General features: G+C 51.7%; 15 protein-coding genes, 1 rRNA gene and 1 other annotated feature. Of the genes, 15 read left to right on the top strand and 1 reads right to left on the bottom strand.

What is annotated here, in order from left to right; all coding sequences use genetic code 11:
* The 11 genes from rrf to IEW70_RS12375 all read left to right on the top strand — a co-directional run.
* Positions 1-93: ribosomal RNA gene (gene rrf / locus IEW70_RS12425) — 5S ribosomal RNA — on the top strand; the annotation flags it as partial.
* 630 nt (positions 94-723) lie between these two features.
* Positions 724-912 carry a sigma factor G inhibitor Gin gene (locus tag IEW70_RS12420; protein ID WP_308423162.1) on the top strand — a complete coding sequence of 63 codons (189 nt, stop codon included), beginning with the start codon at positions 724-726 and terminating at the stop codon, positions 910-912.
* 81 nt (positions 913-993) lie between these two features.
* Positions 994-2,427 carry an aminotransferase class I/II-fold pyridoxal phosphate-dependent enzyme gene (locus IEW70_RS12415; protein ID WP_188648237.1) on the top strand — a complete coding sequence of 478 codons (1,434 nt, stop codon included), beginning with the start codon at positions 994-996 and terminating at the stop codon, positions 2,425-2,427.
* Between the two features lie 29 nt (positions 2,428-2,456).
* The gene (gene tmk / locus IEW70_RS12410; RefSeq protein ID WP_188648236.1) at positions 2,457-3,104 is read left to right on the top strand and encodes a dTMP kinase; all 648 of its coding nucleotides are present in this window, start codon (positions 2,457-2,459) and stop codon (positions 3,102-3,104) included.
* 144 nt (positions 3,105-3,248) lie between these two features.
* Positions 3,249-3,578, top strand: a complete 330-nt coding sequence (darA, locus tag IEW70_RS12405; RefSeq protein ID WP_188648235.1) for a cyclic di-AMP receptor DarA — start codon at positions 3,249-3,251, stop codon at positions 3,576-3,578.
* 18 nt (positions 3,579-3,596) lie between these two features.
* The gene (gene holB / locus IEW70_RS12400; RefSeq protein ID WP_188648234.1) at positions 3,597-4,610 is read left to right on the top strand and encodes a DNA polymerase III subunit delta'; all 1,014 of its coding nucleotides are present in this window, start codon (positions 3,597-3,599) and stop codon (positions 4,608-4,610) included.
* Complete coding sequence (locus IEW70_RS12395; RefSeq protein ID WP_188648233.1) at positions 4,582-5,385, top strand: PSP1 domain-containing protein; 804 nt, start codon at positions 4,582-4,584, stop codon at positions 5,383-5,385. The genes holB and IEW70_RS12395 overlap by 29 nt, the downstream gene beginning before the upstream one ends.
* A 137-nt stretch (positions 5,386-5,522) precedes the next feature.
* The gene (gene yabA, locus IEW70_RS12390) at positions 5,523-5,882 is read left to right on the top strand and encodes a DNA replication initiation control protein YabA (protein WP_188648232.1); all 360 of its coding nucleotides are present in this window, start codon (positions 5,523-5,525) and stop codon (positions 5,880-5,882) included.
* Complete coding sequence (locus tag IEW70_RS12385) at positions 5,883-6,221, top strand: GIY-YIG nuclease family protein (protein WP_308423161.1); 339 nt, start codon at positions 5,883-5,885, stop codon at positions 6,219-6,221.
* Positions 6,202-7,092, top strand: a complete 891-nt coding sequence (rsmI, locus tag IEW70_RS12380) for a 16S rRNA (cytidine(1402)-2'-O)-methyltransferase (protein WP_188648231.1) — start codon at positions 6,202-6,204, stop codon at positions 7,090-7,092. The genes IEW70_RS12385 and rsmI overlap by 20 nt, the downstream gene beginning before the upstream one ends.
* Before the next feature lie 359 nt (positions 7,093-7,451).
* The gene (locus IEW70_RS12375; protein WP_229751968.1) at positions 7,452-8,864 is read left to right on the top strand and encodes a PTS transporter subunit EIIC; all 1,413 of its coding nucleotides are present in this window, start codon (positions 7,452-7,454) and stop codon (positions 8,862-8,864) included.
* A 190-nt stretch (positions 8,865-9,054) separates the two neighbouring features.
* On the opposite strand, the gene IEW70_RS12370 is transcribed toward IEW70_RS12375, so the two are convergent.
* Positions 9,055-9,330, bottom strand: a complete 276-nt coding sequence (locus IEW70_RS12370) for an AbrB/MazE/SpoVT family DNA-binding domain-containing protein (protein WP_188648229.1) — start codon at positions 9,328-9,330, stop codon at positions 9,055-9,057.
* Positions 9,331-9,715: 385 nt separating this feature from the next.
* Between IEW70_RS12370 and IEW70_RS12365 the strand changes: the two genes are divergently transcribed.
* From IEW70_RS12365 to lepB, 4 genes are all read left to right on the top strand, one after another.
* A complete protein-coding gene (locus IEW70_RS12365) occupies positions 9,716-10,675 on the top strand; it encodes a DNA double-strand break repair nuclease NurA (RefSeq protein ID WP_188648228.1) in 960 nt (319 codons plus the stop codon).
* 35 nt (positions 10,676-10,710) lie between these two features.
* Positions 10,711-12,546 (top strand): ATP-binding protein, encoded by a 1,836-nt coding sequence (locus IEW70_RS12360; protein ID WP_308423163.1) that lies wholly within the window; start codon positions 10,711-10,713, stop codon positions 12,544-12,546.
* 259 nt (positions 12,547-12,805) lie between these two features.
* Positions 12,806-13,047, top strand: a binding site (T-box leader).
* A 42-nt stretch (positions 13,048-13,089) separates the two neighbouring features.
* The gene (gene metG / locus IEW70_RS12355) at positions 13,090-15,072 is read left to right on the top strand and encodes a methionine--tRNA ligase (protein ID WP_188648226.1); all 1,983 of its coding nucleotides are present in this window, start codon (positions 13,090-13,092) and stop codon (positions 15,070-15,072) included.
* Between the two features lie 179 nt (positions 15,073-15,251).
* Positions 15,252-15,764 carry a signal peptidase I gene (gene lepB / locus IEW70_RS12350; protein ID WP_229751963.1) on the top strand — a complete coding sequence of 171 codons (513 nt, stop codon included), beginning with the start codon at positions 15,252-15,254 and terminating at the stop codon, positions 15,762-15,764.
* Positions 15,765-15,822 lie beyond the last annotated feature (58 nt).

Here is a 15,822-nt window from a genome sequence, read left to right as displayed (position 1 = left end):
CCACCCGTTCCCATACCGAACACGGAAGTTAAGCCCTCCAGCGCCGATGGTACTGAGGGGGAGACCCCTTGGGAGAGTAGGACGTTGCCAGGCACAGAGAAAGCAGCTCACTATGAGCTGCTTTTTTGTTTTACTTTAAAGGGGGAAGTCTTGACATGACCGGGATCCCGGATGTGAAGAAAAGATCCCTCACCCTGATATCTGCGCCTTCGGTTGGTACCGTGGCGGTGACAGGGTGAGTGGTTAGGCTCATTGGTTAGGCAAATCTGTTCGATCGGAGGCTGAGCCGTGACGACGAGGGGGCAGCGGTAAATATCGGTTTGTTTTATGGCCGATCCTCAACAGGAGGGCGGGGTGTTTTTGTTGTTTGAAGACGGGATGGATACAGATAAAACAAAAACGTGCGACAAAGCGCCAAAAGCGGGACAAGGACAAATAAAATTCCGTCGACCATGAGTTGTTTGGTTTGCATTGGTTTCACCCATTACTATTGTGAGTATGGAACACCCCTTTCATTCGTTTTCCGGAAAACTTGTTTCCTGGGAACATATTCTCCCCTTCATGGTATAATGTTGAATTAGGGAACACATTGGGCTTCCCATGGGCATACATTTGAAATAATCGATGGAATGAAGTCCCATGTATACAAGTGCGGGGTATGGGGTATTTATGTGAACCTGACGGGAAATAATGGTGGCAAAACCGTGTAAAGGTGGGTCGATCGTGTCAAAAACAATGGATCGGATCCGCTGCATCGTTTGCGAAAAGCCTAGAACCAACGGCATTTCAGTGCTCGATGAGTTCATCTGTGAGCACTGTGAACGCGAGATAGTTCAAACCGATGTGGAAGACCGAAAATATCCGCACTTTGTTTTCCAACTGCGCAAAATCTGGTGTGAAAGCGACGTTTAAGCGGGGACACTGCCTGTCCCTGTTTTTCTTTTTTATCGGCGAATTTGGCGAATTTATGGAAAGAACGGTGAGAGGCATCACATGAACGAAAATGACCAGAATCGGACACCCCTGCTGGATGCATTGTATCATCATCTGTTAAAGGGAAAAGGAAACTTTCATGTACCAGGACATAAACAGGGACGAGCCTGGTCGGGAAGGGAAAAGGAATCGTTTCAGCAAGTATTGTCTTTGGATTTAACGGAATTGCCCGGGTTGGATGATTTACATCATGCGGAAGGTCCCATTCAGGAGGCGCAAGAGCTGGCAGCCAATCTGTTCGGTGCAGAACAGACCTTCTTCCTCGTAGGCGGCAGTACAGCAGGGAATCTGGCTTTGGTGATGAGTTGTTGTGAAGAAGGAGATCGTATCATTATCCAGCGAAACTCCCATCAATCCGTTTTTAACGGGTGCAAGCTGGCTGGTGCAAAACCGATTTATATCAGTGGGCGCCTGCGGGAGGATCGTCCTTCCCAACGGGTGGAAGCGGCGGATTTGGAGCAAGTTTTATCCCGTTTTCCGGATGCGAAAGCCGTCTTTCTCACTTCCCCGGATTATTATGGCGAATGCCAGCCTCTGGCGGAGTTGGCTGAAGTATGCCACCGGTATGGAATTCCCTTGCTGGTAGATGAAGCCCATGGAGCCCATCTGGGATTGCATCCGGAATTGCCGCTATCCGCACTGATACAGGGAGCAGATGCGGTGGTACAGTCTACACATAAGATGCTTCCTGCGATGACGATGGCTTCCATGTTGCACCTTCAAGGAACTCGTATCGATCGGGACAAAACGGCCGGTTGGCTGCGGACGCTTCAATCCAGCAGCCCTTCCTATCCGCTGATGGCCTCGCTGGATGTCGCCCGTCGACTTGCGGCCATCGAGGGAAAGGAAAAGATCGGACAAGTATTGAAATGGTTGGAGGGATTGCGAAAGCATATCCATCAGCTGACGCATTTGACAGTAGTTTCTCCCGAGGCAGAATCGGATCCGCTTAAATTGCTCATCCGAGCAAAAGATCGACGGGTAGCCGGACGGCGGATGCTTCGTTGGCTGGCGGAGAAAGGAAGTTACTTGGAAATGGCGGATCATCGCCATGTTCTTGCGGTTTTTTCCATGGGAACCACGGAAAAAGACGTGGAGATCTTGGCGGCCCATTTAGAAGAGATGAACCAAGCTGTTCAGGAAATGCCGGAAGGGCCTGTGATACAGCCCATCTCTTTTCCTTTGTGGAGTGAAAGTCGGGGTACCTATAAAGAGGTAGTGAACATGCCTCGGAAGGAAGTGCTGCTTCATCAAGCGAAAAATCAGATTGCCGCAGAGATGGTCGTTCCGTATCCCCCGGGCATACCGATTGTCCTGCCGGGGGAAGTTTTTACAGAGCAAGCCATTCGATGCATTGAACATGTATATTTGCAAGGGGGACAAGTCCGTGGTTGCGCCTTAGGTTCCCCCCTGAAAGTCTACGTGTTACAATAAAGCACAAATCATGGTTGGAGGAACGGGTGTTGAAGGGTTTGTTTATTACATTGGAAGGCCCTGAAGGAAGCGGAAAATCAACGCAGGCCAGCCGCATCGAAAAATACGTCATATCTTTGGGCATCCCTTGTGTACGTACGAGGGAACCCGGTGGAACTTCCATCGGAAATCGTATTCGGGGGATCTTGCTGGATCCGGAAGCGGAAGAAATGAAGCAGCGAACAGAGATGTTGCTGTATGCCGCGTCCCGGGCTCAATTGGTGGAAGAAGTGATCCGTCCTGCTTTGGCAGCAGGTAAAGTGGTGCTGTGTGACCGCTTTGTCGATTCCAGTTTGGTGTATCAAGGATATGGCCCCCAATGGGATATGGATGAAGTGTTGTCGGTCAACCGCATTGCTACCGGGGGCTTAGTGCCCGACAGGACCTATTTGCTGGATCTTTCGGTAGAGGAAAGTGCAGAGCGTCTGGTCAAGCGCGGCAAAGGGGTCGATCGTATCGAGCAAAAAGGAGAAGCTTTTCATCGACGGGTTCGGGAAGGGTTCCTGGAGTTAGCACGCGTTCATCCGCAGCGATACTGCGTAATCGATGCCGCCCAGCCGGTGGATCAAGTGTTTGAAGAACTACGGAAAGATTTGGATTCGTACTTGAAAAAGAGAAGAGCTTCTCAAAGAAGCTGAGGCTGCTGACAAAATAATGTCTGGGAAGCACCAGCTCGTTGACATCAAGCTGTCACTTGAAGGGATAACGGTGTTCTGACGGGATAAAAGGGTTACGTGATGAACGAGAATACATTCATTGGAGATACAAGGGGGGAATTCACCATGAAGATGATAGTCGCTGTGGTACAAGACAAGGACAGCAGCCACTTGTCCCAAGCACTCGTAGAAAATGGGTTTCGTGCCACCAAGTTGGCCAGTACGGGCGGCTTTCTAAAAGCGGGAAACACCACCTTTATGATTGGAGTGGAAGATGAGAAAGTGGATGATGTCCTCGCTGTAATTAAGGACAACTGCCAGTCCCGCAAGCAAATGATGGCCCCCATGTCTCCGATGGGCGGCAATGCCGATTCCTATGTGCCCTATCCTGTGGATGTGCAGGTAGGCGGGGCGACTGTATTTATCCTGCCGGTAGATCGCTTTGAACAGTTTTGACGAAAGAGGGAAGGCGCCATGTCATTCGACGCGATACCTGGCCAAACCAAAGTCACGGAATTTCTAAAGCAAGGAATCCGACAGCGCCGGACTGCTCACGCATATTGTTTTGCGGGACCAAGAGGTGTAGGAAGATACCGAACGGCGTTAGAGTTGGCCAAAGCGCTCAACTGCGATGCGGCGAGAGAAGACGCTTGTGATCGATGCCGCAATTGTATTCGGATCGAGAATGGCAATCATCCGGATGTATGGATCATCGAGCCTGACGGACAATCCATCAAAATCGATCAAGTTCGGGGATTGCAGCGAGCTTTTCATTATACCACGTCAGAAAACACAACCCGCGTCATGATCATTCAACAGGCGGAGACGATGACTGTTCAAGCCGCCAACAGCTTGCTCAAATTTTTGGAGGAACCGATCACTCCGATGGTGGCTGTACTGATTACGGAGCATGTTCATTCCCTTTTGCCTACGGTACTCTCCCGCTGTCAAGTTCTCCGGTTTGCTCCATTGGCTGCGGACTGGATTGCACAAAAGTTGGAAGGAGAAGGATTCAACACCGCAGAAGCCTGGGTTGCCGCCCATATAGCTCCCGGATTGGATGAAGCTCGGGAAATTGCTTCGATAGATGGGTTTGCCCTGCTTTGTGAGCGAGTGATACAATGGAGTGGAGAGATTGTATCGGGAAAGTCCGATGCATTGCTCTCCGTTCAAACCAAATGGATTCATAAGGAGCTTGACAAAGAACGGTTGGAGTTGGTTCTTGATTTGATGCTTCTCTGGCTTCGTGACCTGTTGAATCAAAAGTTAAAACGAACCGTACCGCCCGTTTTTTTGAAATGGGAAGACTCCTGCCGGCGTCAAGCTCCTCGATGGAGCACGTCTCGTTTGCTCCATGGGATGGAAACCGTGATTGACGCTCGACGCCAATTGGCCGGCCCGGTACAACCCCAAGCGGTGCTGGAGTTCATGGTGCTGGCCATGCAGGGAGGAGCAACAAATGTACAAAGTCGTAGGCGTTCGTTTTAGACAAGCGGGAAAGATATATTTTTTTGATCCTGGAGAATTCGCCGTTCGCCGCGGGGATCACGTCATCGTGGAAACCGTGCGCGGAATCGAGTTTGGAGATGTCGTAACTGGGATTCGTTACGTGACGGAGGATGAAGTCGTACTTCCGTTGAAAAAGGTGATTCGCATCGCTGACGAAAATGACGCAGCGCAGATGGAGTCCAATCGCCAGGCGGCCAAGGATGCCCTGGTGATCTGTGCGGAAAAAATCCGCCAGCATGATTTGGATATGAAGTTGGTGGATGCGGAATACACCTTTGATCGAAATAAAATCATTTTCTACTTCACAGCCGATGGCCGTGTAGACTTTCGCGAGCTGGTTCGGGATTTGGCTTCTGTATTCCGGACCCGAATCGAACTTCGCCAAATCGGGGTGCGGGATGAAGCGAAAATGCTGGGGGGAATCGGACCTTGTGGAAGAGTGCTGTGCTGTTCCTCTTTTTTGGGAGACTTTGAGCCGGTTTCCATCAAAATGGCCAAAGATCAGAACCTGTCTCTCAATCCGGCGAAGATTTCCGGTCTGTGCGGTCGGTTGATGTGTTGCTTGAAGTTTGAAAATGATACCTATGTAGAGGCCAAACAAAAGATGCCGGACGTAGGTACGCGGGTGTCCACACCGGAAGGAGACGGTCGAGTGGTGGTCCTCAATCTGCTGGAGCGCCGCGTACAGGTGGAGCTGGCCGAATCCGGACGGACAGTGGAGCACGATGCGGAGGAAGTAAAGGCAAGGGCATGATGCGTTTTCTGCCGTTGAAGCAAGCGGCAAAGATGGGATCTGTCCGAAACGGGGAAAGAACACATCCCCAGCCCTCGGCGATCTCTTCTCCAACAGGAACATCTACGCCAGATTAAAGGGTGACTGAGGTGGGGGGCGTGGACAAACAGGCGATTTTATCCCGTATGACCCGGATCGAGGATCAGATCGGGGAGCTATACAAAGAGTTGGGCGGTTTGAAAGAGCAAATCGTTCAGATGCTGGAGGAAAATACGCGCTTGGTGCTGGAAAATCAAGCGCTGCGGGAGCAGTTGGAACAAGCGGTTCGGTCGGATGCGATGTCGGATGACTTCGACAGGAAAGAGGAAGGAACAGGAGAAGGCCATGACAATCTGGCCCGACTCTACAACGAGGGTTTCCATATTTGCAACGTTCACTACGGCAGCATGCGTTCCGACGGGGATTGCTTGTTTTGCCTCTCCTTTCTGAACAAAACGGCTCAGGACGAGAAAGTGTAAGTGTCGGGGAAACCCGACACTTTTTTGTCATTGGTAGAAGAGGTGACTCAGTTGAAAGATGCGGACAAAACCTATTGCGTCTATATTTTGGAATGCAAGGACGGAACCTTGTATACCGGGATTACCACGGATATCGAGCGCCGGCTGAAGCAGCATGAGGATGGAACCGGGGCCAGATACACCCGCGGGAGAGGGCCTTTTACACTCCGGTGGGTTGAAACGGGGTGGAACCGTTCGGAAGCACTAAAGCGGGAAAAGATGATAAAAGGGATGAGCCGACAACAAAAAGATCGATTGATTGCAGAAGGGAGAAAGGCCCGTGTTTCGCCAAACCAATGATCCCGGAGAAAAAGGAATATTATACATCGTCGGTACACCCATCGGCAATTTGGCAGATATCAGTGAGCGTGCCCGCCGTGTGCTGACAGAAGCGGATGTGATCGCAGCCGAAGATACGCGGCATACTCGGAAACTGTTGAACCACTTGGATATCTCGACTCCGTCGGTCAGTTACCATGAGCACAATCGCCTGTCCCGCACGGCTGAACTGGCGGACCGTTTGGAAAAGGGAGAGAGGATCGCTCTGGTCAGCGATGCCGGCATGCCGGGGATTTCCGATCCGGGGGAAGACTTGATCCGGGAGGCGGTACAGCGGGAGATCCCGGTAGTTCCCATCCCCGGCCCCAATGCGGCCCTTTCGGCTTTGGTGGGCTCTGGCATCCCGCCTCAACCCTTTGCATTTATCGGCTTCCTTCCCCGTCAGCAAAAAGAACGGGTACGGGAGTTGGAAAAATGGCGGTTGACTCCGGCAACGCTCATTTTTTACGAAGCGCCGCACCGAGTGTTGGCGATGTTGAAGGATGTGGAAAGTACTCTGGGTGACCGGCAAGCAGCCGTCGCTCGGGAGTTGACCAAGAAGCACGAAGAATGGCTGCGGGGCAAGGTATCGGAATGCCGCCGTTGGCTAGAGGAACACCGTCCCCGGGGAGAATTTACGATCGTGGTGTCCGGTGCTTCGGAAGAAGAGATCCGCGAACAGCAGACAGAGGAATTGGTCTGGTGGGAATCCCTTTCGCTGAAAGAGCATGTGGAGCATTATATCGAGCGAGGGCACCGAAAAAAAGAGGCGATCCAGCAGGCTGCGAAAGATCGGGATGTGCCCAAACGGGAAGTATACAACGCGTATCACCAGGAGGATGAGGAGCAATAAGATTGTAGAAGAGCTTCTTTCTCGAGACTGCTGATAAAGTTTCTTGACATGAGCTGGAGGAGGAAAGGGAGCAACGGGCAAATGAGTCGAAGCATCATAAAGGTTTGTCATTAATCTAGAGCTTCTTGCTGTATTCTTTGGATTCAGCATATAGACGTACAGATGAAACAGGAAAATGACCCCGAGATAGAGAATGTTGGTACCATCACCACCCGCTGATTGTTGTATCTCAAGGGGGCGAAATCGTCCCGGCGGCCTAAAGGGTGGACAGACCGCATACACATGTAGAGAAAAATCGATTCTCTTGGGGGTGTTTGGATGTGAAATGGTTGGGCAAGTTGCAACAAGTGGGCATATCGATGATGCTGCCGATCGCGGTTCTGCCAGCGGCAGCCATTTTGCTGCGTTTGGGAGCACTGTTAACCGATCCTCAGTATGTGGCAGACGGCTCTTTTCTATTTGAAATTGGAAACGTGTTCAAAGCAGGGGGCGATGCCATATTTAAGTATCTGCCCCTGCTGTTTGCAATCGGGGTAGCTGTCGGTCTGACCAATGGCGCAGGTGCGGCGGGATTGGCTTCAGTGGCAGGCTATGTAGTATTAAATGCAATCGTGGGCGTCAATGTACCGGCCCCGGACAACCCGGCATGGCAAGTGAACCTAAATCAAACGGATGTATTGGGCGGTATTATCACAGGGATAATCGCAGCGTACTGCTACCGCAAGTACCAGAATATTCGATTACCGGACTGGCTGCAGTTCTTCGGCGGCAAACGGTTTGTACCGATTGTGGTATCCGGTGCCATGATTGTCGTCGGGAGCGTTTTTATGGTAGTTTGGCCGTATGTACAGAATGGGATTGCCAGTGTGGGCAATTGGATCGTAAGTGCCGGTGCGACCGGTCTGTTCGGATACGGCGTTTTGAACCGGTTGCTGATCCCGTTCGGTTTGCATCACATTTTGAATACCTTGGTTTGGTTCAACTTCGGTCAGTTTACCAATGCGGCGGGAGAAGTGGTAAAAGGGGATCTGTCCCGCTTTTTTGCTGGTGACCCCACGGCAGGCAGCTTTATGGCCGGTTTTTATCCGATTTTGATGTTCGCCCTGCCCACAGCCTGTTTCGCCATACTGCATGAAGCCAAACCTTCTCAGCGAAAAGCCATCAGCGGTGTGTTGATCAGTGCGGCATTGACCGCATTTTTAACCGGGATTACGGAGCCGATCGAATTTTCCTTCATGTTTTTGGCCCCTGTTCTTTACGTAGTTCATGCCTTGTTAACAGGGACCTCGTTGGCGCTTCTACATGTTCTTGGGGTTAAACACGGCTTTGGCTTTTCCGCCGGTCTGATCGACTATGTACTTAACTTTAATCTCTCGACCAAAGGGTGGTGGATCATCCCTATCGGCCTGATCTATGCCGGTCTGTATTACGGCATCTTCCGCTTAGCGATCCGGGTGTTGAATTTGCCGACACCGGGTCGTTTTGATGAATCCCGGGAAGAAGGGACGGGTACACCTTCAGGGAATGAAGAGTTGGAACGCTTGGCACAGGATGTGTTGAGCGCCATCGGAGGGAAGGAGAACATAGAACAGCTGGATGCCTGTATCACTCGGCTGCGGTTATCCGTTAAAGAGGAAGCCAAAGTAGATACGGACCGGCTGAAAAAGTTAGGAGCCGCAGGTGTGATCCGGGTGGGTCGGGGAAATTATCAGGCCGTGTTCGGCACCCGCTCGGAGTTGATCAAAGACTACATGGTGAAAGAGATCAGCTGATCCTTCCGTTATATTTCCAACTTTTGAGATATATAAGGCTGGTTTTAAAATTGAAAAAGAGGCCGAAAAAGGCCTCTTTTTCTTAAGTATGGAGATTTGAGTCCCAAAAACGGTATGTCAATAGCGAACCATCTGAGACAATGGTTTTCAAAAAGGTTATGTCTTCTGTACTGGTTCGTAAATCACTGCATTATTTGGAGGATACGGCTTCTTCGCTGTTCAGCAGGTTGTACATTTCTTCGATGCACTTCTTGCTGACGACTTTGTTTTTGTAACGGACGGTGTTATCCACTTCGCCGGTAAAAATACAAGCGGGTTCGTATTTTTTCAACACAATCCGCTCTCCATCGACATAGATCTCCAAAGCGTCCTTTTCACCGATTCCCAGAGTACGGCGCAGTTCGATCGGAATCACTACGCGACCCAGTTCGTCCACTTTTCTGACAATCCCGGTAGATTTGAGCATTGCTCATGTCTCCTCTCGCTCTTTTTGGTCTTTTTAGGGTCTTGGTCTTGAGCCGTCAAAATTCGACAGAAACGGCATCACCATCATCATACCAGCGATTCCCATAATAGTCAATATAACAGGCGGCAAATTTTATAGAAAATTTCTTTTAAAAAAGTGAACCTTTATAACAAAAAAATGCGTTTTCATACGTTTAAAGAGTATCTGTTCATTGTGGACGCATGCGGATGGTGGAAAAATAAGGTTTTGTTCTGGATGACAGAAAGTTAGAACTACTAAATAGAAGAAAAAGGGTACTGCTGAGGATTTTCTGGGAGCAGGAAAAGACACACCGGGAGCAAATCGCGTTATCATAGATATAATCGGTGAATGGGAGGTGTGTCGAATGTTGCCGGTATCCGAGGCGTTAAAGAGGAAATTTGCAGAGACCAATCGGGAGCTGCGGCTTCTGTATCCGGAGGAAGAGCTTCGTAAAGAGTGGATTCGGGAGCAGCTGGAGGAATACGGTACCTTTTATCCGATGGAAAAGTGGCCCGCCGATCGCTTGACTGCTTGGTTGGACGGACGGGTGATGGCGGGTGTGGACGGTTCCGTCAATTCTACACCGGGAACAGACCCTCACACGTTGTCGGTTTTTCAGGCCCTTGCGAAAGGGACCCATGGGGAGGAATGCTGGGAAGCCGATCTATATACACCGTTGTTGGATCGGGAAGGGACGGATCCGGTAGAGGGGCGACTGGCGCGGGAGGCCAAACGGCGGGGAACGCTATTGGCCGGTTTGGAACTGAAAGTGGCCAAAGAGGCCATTATCCGGTGGAGGCCGCGCGTCATCATGATGGACGGGTCATTACTTCATTATCTGATTGATGATCCGCAAGGGTGGGAGGAATTGGCCGAATTGGCGCTCGCTCGGGGCGTTCTGTTGGTCGGAATATCGGAAGAGATCGGCACCAGAGGACTGGCACGGCTGTTGTTTCCCCAGCGGGAGAATTATTCGGATCGGGATGTGTTGTTTGGGGTGTTGCAGCCAGGTGAAGCTTATGAATCGGAAGCGATGCAGTTGACGGGAACCGGTCTGTGGAAGGCGGTGATGTGCTCATCCCGCAGTCCTCAACCTGTGGGGATCGACGGCTTATTGAGCCAAGCTGCTGAACGGGAGAATTTGCTGAACTTGATACATACGATGACGCCGGCTCAGGGTCGGGGGATTCCCTTGTGGCTGGATATTGTGGACAAAGAGGTGCGGGTAACGGATCCCTTGGTTCGGGCCATGGTAGAACAGTTTATCGACCCTGACCTGCGCCACCGTTTGTTGGTACCCAAACGGAGCGAGCGACACCTTTGAAATGAGCGGCAAAGGAGGTACAACGGTTGCAAGTAGTGGGTGTAACAACACAGCAGGAAGTATACGTGGCTTCCAAAGAGCGCAAGTTTCGAATCAATGAGATCCTAGTGATCGAGGATGCGGCGCTGGAATACCCCAAGGGGGAAGTGGTGGAGACGCTTTCCTACAACCGGTTGATCCCCATGGGATTGGACAAGTCCCTGGTGGATACCCAGGTGATTCAGTCCCTGGAGCATATCGGATACGATATCGGTTCCGATGAAATCAATCTGGCGAAGATTCGGCTTTTTGCTGAGGCGCCGCATCCGGTAAAGACCGGTTGCGGTGTCCGTCTTCCCCGTTTTGAAGAAGTGCGCCGCTTGTTGGTGAAAACAACGCCGCAGTCCGGGATGGTGCTGGGGGAAATCAAAGGGACGGAAGCCCTCGGCGACGGCCTGGATGAGGATCTGAAAGGTCAGGTTCATCTGATGGAAAACGGGGAGCTGCGCCCCCAGCGGGGAGTCCCCTTCTTGTTTGATATCACCGCGATGCAGCAATATCCCCACATCGGGATTTTCGGCGGTTCCGGTTCGGGTAAATCCTTCGGGCTCCGGGTGATGCTGGAAGAGCTGATGAAGCTGTCGATTCCAACGCTGGTGTTTGACCCGCATTTTGAGATGGATTTCAGTGAAGGCATGCCGGAACTGCAAGGAGTATCGCCTACTTTTGACAACCGTTGGCTTTCCGTGCAAGTGGGCAAAGAAGTGGGAATTCGCTTCACTGACCTGTCTACCCGGGATGTGGTGGGGTTGATCGGGGCTGCCGGAGGAGCCTTATCGGAGTCGATGGTGAATGTGGTGCAGTCCCTGCATAAGCGGAGGGATTCCTACACTTCTTTCAGCGATCGGCTGAACAATGTCGCCCAGGCGATCGAAGAGGGAACGTCCGGGTTGAAAAAACGGCTGCGGGAAGATGATTTGACACCGACAGAAGCGGAACGGATCAAGGACTTGATGGAACTGCACCAGCAATACGGCAGCTTGCCTTTGGCATCGGTGCGCGGTGTGCAGTGGCGGTTGAACCGGTTGGACAAAGCCGGACTGTTCCAGCAGGATATCCGCCCCATTGAGCAAGGGTTGGAACAAGGAAAGCTAGTGGTCATTCAGGGAGCCGCCTGGGTATTGCAGGTGTTCTCCACTTATGTGATCGGTTCGCTGTACCGAAAGCGCCGGGAGTATAAAGATGCGCGCATGAACGGGGAGGAAGGGACCTTTTTCCCTCCTTTCGTCACCGTGACGGATGAGGCACACAACTTTGCACCCAAAGGGGTGGATTCACCGCCCAAAATGATTTTGAAAGAAATCGCCCAAGAAGGGCGGAAGTACGGTGCCTTCCTCGTGCTGGCCACCCAGCGGCCCACATTGCTGGATGAGACGATCACAGCCCAGCTCAATACCAAGTTTGTCTTTCGGACCGTGCGGGGGACGGATATTGCCACCTTGCGGGAGGAAACCGATTTGACTCAGGAGGAAAGCAAGCGGCTTCCCTATCTTCAATCCGGTGACACCTTCGTCTCCTCAGCTGTTTATGGTCGAACCATCTTTGTGCGGATCCGCGCTTCCTATACCTACAGCCCCCACGTAGCCAATCCCTTTGATGAATTGAAAGCCGTATTGCAAGAAAGGGATTCCCGGGTGCTCGATGTGATCGGGGAACGTTTGCCGGTCTTTGATACGGATTTATTGGAGGTCGTTACCCATCTGAACCGGGAGTGCGCCCTGAACTGGGACGTCAACAGGCTGAAGGGGGAACTGGACCGATGGGCGGCGGAAGGGAAGATCGCCAAAAAGGAGTCGCCGTTCGTCACCCGTTATGACAAGGTGGATGGATAGATCCTTAAGGAATCATGTCTGCGTTCCATGTGAAACAAGGGGGAGATTTGTTGAAAAGGGAATAAAAGGTTTGTAGTCGGCTATATCGTTGAGTGGACCTTTTAATATTGACGCCTAAGAGGGATGGTAGGGGCAATTTGCTTGGCTTGACAGGAATGTCATCGAGCCGGTCCCGTGAAACGTCTCAGAATCGAGGTTTCTTGTTGAATCCCCGGCGAAAATTTGGCTATAATGGATGGAGAAGAAAAGGGAAAGCAACGGAGCTTCGCTGACGGGGAAGAGTAACTCCGCGTTTCCATGGACAGAGAGCCGGGGCAGGTGAAAGCCGGTATGGGAGCAACGGGTGAACATGGCCCCCGAGAACTCGTTCTGAAGCCGTCTGGTGTGTAGGAACGGGCGTCGCCCGACGTTACCGGGACAGTGTCATCACTGACAGAGGGTGTTGCCGTGAGGCGGCGCCGAAGATGGGTGGTACCGCGTGAGGAAACTCTCGTCCCATGGTTGGATGGGGGTTTTTTAGTTTTCGAGAAGGAGCGAGACAGAATGACCAAGCCGAGCTTTTATATTACAACACCGATTTATTATCCCAGCGACAAATTGCATATCGGCCATGCCTACACCACTGTGGCAGGGGACGCTATGGCCCGTTACAAGCGGCTCAGAGGCTATGACGTGATGTACCTGACCGGTACGGATGAGCACGGTCAAAAAATTCAACGGCGGGCAAAAGATAAAGGCTGCACGCCACAGGAGTTTGTAGATGAGATCGTGGCGGGTATTCGTGAGTTGTGGGATAAGCTGGAGATTTCCTACGACGACTTCATCCGGACGACCCAGGAGCGGCATAAATCTGTCGCCCAAAAGATTTTCAAACGGCTGGTGGATCAAGGGGACATTTACCTGGATGAGTACGAGGGATGGTACTGCACCCCTTGTGAATCTTTTTGGACAGAACGGCAGCTGGAAGACGGCAATTGTCCGGATTGCGGCCGTCCCGTGGAAAAAGTGCGGGAGCAGAGTTACTTCTTCCGTATGAGCAAATATGTGGACCGTCTGCTGGCTTATTACGAGGAGAATCCGGATTTTATCCAACCGGAATCCCGGAAAAAAGAGATGATTGAGAACTTCATCAAGCCGGGGCTGGAAGATTTGTGTGTATCCCGGACTACATTTGATTGGGGAATCCCCGTGCCGGATGATCCGAAACACGTCATGTACGTCTGGATTGATGCGCTTACCAACTATATCTCGGCATTGGGTTATCTCTCCGGTGATCCGGAGGCGGAAGCCAAGTTTGAGAAGTATTGGCCGGCGGATGTACATTTGGTCGGGAAAGAAATCGTCCGCTTCCATACGATCTATTGGCCGATCATGCTGATGGCGCTGGATCTTCCGCTTCCCAAAAAAGTGTTTGCCCACGGCCATCTGCAGCTTCGTGACGGCAAAATGTCCAAGTCCAAAGGTAATGTGGTCGATCCGGTGCCGTTGATCAACCGCTATGGTTTGGATGTCCTGCGCTATTATCTGCTGCGGGAGGTTCCTTTTGGTCAGGACGGGGTGTTTACGCCGGAAGGATTCATTGAGCGGGCCAATGCCGATCTGGCCAACGATCTCGGCAACTTGCTTCACCGGACCCTGACGATGGTGGAAAAATACGCCGGCGGAGTCGTTCCGAAGCGGATTCCGGGAGCGACGGAACTGGATGAAACCTTGGAGAATCTGGCCAAGGAAACGGTGGAAAAAGTGGAATCGGCTATGGACAACATGCAATTCTCCGTGGCGCTGGTGGCCATCTGGGACTTGATCCGCGGCACGAATCGCTATCTGGAAGGGACCATGCCTTGGGAGTTGGCCAAGGATCCCGCGAAAAAAGAGACGTTGGGCTCCGTGTTGTACCATGTGATGGAATCCCTGCGGATGGTCAGCATCCTCATTCAGCCGTTCCTGGTTCGCACCCCTCGACGGATGTGGGAACAGATGGGCCTTTCGGAAGGGGAAGCCACCTCCTGGGACAGCTTGTACCGTTTCGGTTCCTATCCCGCGGGAACAAAAGTAAACAAACAAAAGCCGCTTTACCCTCGTTTGGATGTAAAAGAGGAAGCCGTAGAAATCGTCAAAATGATGGGAGGCACACCAGTGGATTCTGCAGCTCAGGAAAAGGAAACAAAACAACCAGAACAGTCTCAGGAAGAAAAGGAGAATCTGATCGCTATCGACGATTTCTTCCAAGTGGATTTGCGGGTGGCGGAAGTGGTGGAAGCCGACCGGATCAAAGGGGCCGACCGTCTCTTGAAGCTGCAGCTGGATCTGGGAGAGGGCGGCCGACGCCAAGTGGTGGCCGGAGTCGCGCAATATTATCAACCGGAAGAATTGCCGGGTAAGAAGGTTATTTGCGTCGCCAACTTAAAGCCGGCCAAATTGCGCGGGGAAGTATCTGAAGGGATGATATTGGCCGCTAAAGAAGGGGATCGGCTGGTGTTGGCCACGGTCTCCGACGACATTCCCAACGGAACCCGTGTGAAATAAGGAACCAGGGATATCGACAGTTGAATCCCCTTTGCAACAAGGGGATTCTTTTTCATATTCCACCCGCCAGGGAAAGAAGCAGGATCAACGATTGGGAAATTTTGCAGGATCTTCACTGCCTGAAGTCGAAAACGGTTTGACGATGTCGCTTATACTACAGAAAGAGCGGAGGGGTTGAAGTGAAGAAGAAGGCGAGTTCTTCCGGTGAATGGCTGACGGCTATTCTGGTGGCGCTGTCCATGGCGATTATTATCCGCATGTTCTTCTTCGCCCCGTATGAGGTACACGGGGAGTCCATGTACCCCACTTTTGAGGGTCAAGAGCTGTTGATCGTCAACAAGTGGATTTATGATGTGAGCAAGCCCGGTTACGGGGATATTGTCGTTTTTCATACGGTAGAACAGAAAGACTTTATCAAGCGGGTGATCGGCTTGCCCGGGGATATCATTTCCGTGAAAGGCGGACATGTGTACCGCAACGGGAAAAAATTGGATGAGCCTTATATCAATGGCCCGATCAAAGGGGTTGTCGAAGCGAAGAAAGTGCCGCCCAACCATCTGTTTGTCATGGGGGACAACCGAAACCGGAGCCGAGACAGTCGGGAGATCGGACCTGTCTCCATGGGAGAAGTAGTCGGCAGGGCAGATGTAGTCGTTATGCCTATCCGTGAATTTCAGCTGTTATTCCGATAAATGATTCCAATCCAGCGGCTTCTTCAACCCCGGATCCTGTTTGTTCCCTCCTTCAAAG

Source organism: Marinithermofilum abyssi (genome assembly GCF_014641195.1).
In the GTDB taxonomy this organism is placed as follows: domain Bacteria; phylum Bacillota; class Bacilli; order Thermoactinomycetales; family DSM-45169; genus Marinithermofilum; species Marinithermofilum abyssi.
Note: the sequence above shows the minus strand (reverse complement) of the source record. Positions and strands in the feature narration are given on the sequence as shown.